At 29.7% G+C, this 3,227-nt stretch carries 3 protein-coding genes; all 3 read left to right on the top strand.

The features are described from left to right. Nucleotides 1-103: 103 nt before the first annotated feature. On the top strand, nucleotides 104-1,201 hold the full coding sequence (locus ACK5ON_RS04690) for a glycosyltransferase (RefSeq protein ID WP_409820345.1): 1,098 nt from the start codon (nucleotides 104-106) through the stop codon (nucleotides 1,199-1,201). Continuing rightward, nucleotides 1,201-2,424 carry an EpsG family protein gene (locus ACK5ON_RS04685; RefSeq protein ID WP_409820343.1) on the top strand — a complete coding sequence of 408 codons (1,224 nt, stop codon included), beginning with the start codon at nucleotides 1,201-1,203 and terminating at the stop codon, nucleotides 2,422-2,424. The genes ACK5ON_RS04690 and ACK5ON_RS04685 overlap by 1 nt, the downstream gene beginning before the upstream one ends. Before the next feature lie 3 nt (nucleotides 2,425-2,427). Continuing rightward, nucleotides 2,428-3,227, top strand: an 800-nt coding sequence (locus tag ACK5ON_RS04680; RefSeq protein WP_409820341.1) for a hypothetical protein, incomplete at its 3' end; no start/stop codon positions are given.

Below are 3,227 nucleotides of genomic sequence, written 5' to 3'. Positions count from 1 at the left end.
CAATTATAATTACTCTTTTTCTTTCCTATTTAACATATAGATTTCTAGAAAAACCTTTTATAGATAAATCAAAATATTTAGTAAAAGAATATACCTTTTAGACATGACAAAAAAAATACTTCTAGTTTGCAATGCCTTTTATCCTGAAAATTCACCACGCTCTTTTCGTGCAACCGAATTGGCAACCGAATTGGCAAGAAAAGGACATCAAGTTACAGTAATTACTCATCAAAGAACAGGTTTAGAAACTTTTTGTCAACAAATCGGTATTACTTTTAAAAGCTTAGGGAATTTAACTTGGGCTGAACCTAAGGTAAAAGGAACAGGAGTTATTAGGTTGTTTTGGAGAATTATTGTTCGATTTAGTGCATTGCTTTTTGAATACCCAAAAATTCAATTGATGTTTTTAGTAAAAAAAGCTTTGAAAAATGAACAAGATTATGACGCATTGATTTCAATTGCATATCCTTATCCTATTCATTGGGGTGTTGCAAGTGTTTGGTCCAATAAAATAGCCAAAGTTTGGATAGCCGATTGTGGCGATCCTTACATGGGTCAAGAAAATGATAGTTTTAAACCCCTATTTTATTTTGGTTGGGTAGAAAAATGGTTTTGTAAAAAAGTAGATTATTTGACCGTACCTACTGAAAAATCAATAGGGGGTTACTACACTGAATTTCATCCTAAAATAAAAGTAATACCGCAAGGTTTTCGTTTTGAAGATGTTCAATTGTATGAAGGAGAAAAAGACAGTTCTAAAATAGTTTTTGGTTATGCAGGTATGTTCATACCCGGTAGACGTGATCCTTCAGAGTTTTTAGATTACATTAATGATTTAGAATTAGTCAAACCTTTTGAATTTCATGTGTATACCACAACACCTCAATTTGTTAAACCTTTTATAAAAAATTCTAGAATTATTTTAAAAGAATTAGTTCCAAGAGAAAAATTACTATTTGAATTGTCCAAAATGAATTTTGTTGTCAATTTCGAAAATGTAGGCAATACACAAACACCAAGTAAATTAATAGATTATTTAATTATTGATAAACCAGTATTAAGTATAAAATATGGTGATTTAAAAATTGAAACTATTAATGAGTTTTTTGAAGAGAATTATTCAAAAAAAATGATACTTCCAGACAAAGATAATTATCGAATTGAAAAAGTAGCTACCAAGTTTTTAGCTTTGATGAAGTAATGAAAAACGCTTTTTTTTATTTTATTGTTTTCCCTTTTTATGGTTTAATTCAAGCTGTTAGAAACTACCGGTTACCATGGGCAAAAAACATGGTGTGGCTGTTTGTGGTGTTTCATGGTTATACAATGTACCGTCCAGAATTGACAGACAGTACGCGTTATGTTCAAAAGCTTATTGATATTAGTAACAGCAAAAGAACATGGGATAATTTTTTATTGTCTTTTTATTCAATTGATAATGAAGGTAAAGCTACTGTCGATATATATGAGCCATTAATGACAAATTTCGTTTCACTTTTTACACAAAACGGAAGTATTTTATTTGCATTTTTTGGTATTGTATATGGGTATTTTTATTCACGTAATATATGGCTTATTGTAGAGGAAATTAAAAAAAATCAATCGCCACGATTTTTTTGGGTCCTTATTTTTGTATTTGCTTCAGTAATTGGTTTTTGGGAGTTGAATGGAGTGCGAATGTGGACAGCTGCACATGTTTTTTTCTTTGGAGTATTTCAAGTACTATTAAAAAATAATAAAAAAGGTCTTATTTGTATTTTTGCATCAATACTAATTCATTTCTCATTTGGTTTACCTATTTTAGTATTTTTAGTATTTTATATTTTTCGTCTATCTTTTAGATTATCTTATTTAATATTTATTTCAAGTTTTTTGATCAACTCTTTAGATATTAAGTTTATTGGTGGTATTTTAGAAAACGTATTGCCAGAACTATTGTTACCAAGGTTAGAATCCTACTCTAATGATGAATATGTAGAAACTGTAGAAATACTAAATCAAAGTGCTAATTGGTATATACAATATTTTTCTAAAGTTTTAAATTTTACTATAGCTGTTGTAATAACTGTAATTTATTTTATAAAAGAAAGGAAATATAGAAATGATAAAACATTAATAAATTTCACTATTCTTTCACTCCTTTTATTGACTATTGGTAATTTAATGTCCTCTCTTCCATCTGGTGTAAGATACTCAATTTTGGCACAGTTGTTTGGAGTAGCGGTAATCATACTTTATTACATTAAATACAATTCGAAATATTATCAAAAAGCAATATTGTATAGCATACCCTTTTTTTTGTTTTTTTTAGTAGTTTCAATACGTATTTCTTTTAACACTATCTCTATAATGGCATTGTGTTCCAACCCTCTTTTAGCATCTATTATAGGGACAAATTTTCCATTAATTGATTTAATAAAATAAAAATTGAAAGAGACTTTAATTAATTTAAAATCATATTTAGATGCTACAAAAATTAACGTTTCTGGTAAAACCGTTAAAAGAAAATTAGTTATATTAGAATCAGACGATTGGGGTGCTATACGAACACCATCTAAAGTGATAGTAAACTATTTTGAAAAATCTAAAATAGATGTTTCTAAAAGTATTTATAAAAATGATGCTTTAGAGTCGCAAACTGATTTAGAAATGCTATTTGACGTTCTTCTTAAGCACAAAGGAAGCGATGGTCAACCCGCTGTATTGACTGCCAATGCTATCATGGCTAATCCTGATTTTAAGAAAATTAAAGAAAGCGATTTTCAAAACTACTTTTGGGAACCGTTTTATACCACTTTTCAGCATTATCCTGAACATCAGAACAATTTGTCTCTTTGGAAGAAAGGGATGGAACTAGGCGTTTTTCAACCTCAGTTTCATGGCAGAGAACATGTTAACATTCATCGTTGGATGAGTGCTTTAAAGGAAAATTCAGAGCGTGTTCGGGAATTGTTTAATTTTGGTACTACCTTTTCGGGTATAGCTGATTATAGTTTTATGGAGTCTTTTGATTGGAATAGTCCTGAAGAAGTGGAAACGCATAAAAAAATACTAGCCGAAGGGTTAGCTGTTTTTGAAGCTACTTTTGGTTTTGCTTCCAAGAGTTTTATTGCACCTTGTTATACCTTAGATTCTAAATTGAATTCTTTTTTGGCTTCTCAAGGCATTGAATGGATGCAAGGCACTCGTTCACAATTGCAACCTACAGGCGCTTTTAATCGTTATAC

Origin of the sequence: Flavobacterium sp., assembly GCF_046317795.1 — a bacterium.
Classification (GTDB): domain Bacteria; phylum Bacteroidota; class Bacteroidia; order Flavobacteriales; family Flavobacteriaceae; genus Flavobacterium.
The sequence above is the reverse complement of the archived record's forward strand: the minus strand, read 5'-3'. Positions and strand labels throughout refer to the sequence as shown.

Excerpts from the sequence above, each read along its gene's own strand:
- ACK5ON_RS04690 (WP_409820345.1), top strand. The coding sequence starts at position 104 with ATGACAAAAAAAATACTTCTAGTTTGCAATGCCTTTTATCCTGAAAAT.
- ACK5ON_RS04685 (WP_409820343.1), top strand. The coding sequence starts at position 1,201 with ATGAAAAACGCTTTTTTTTATTTTATTGTTTTCCCTTTTTATGGTTTA.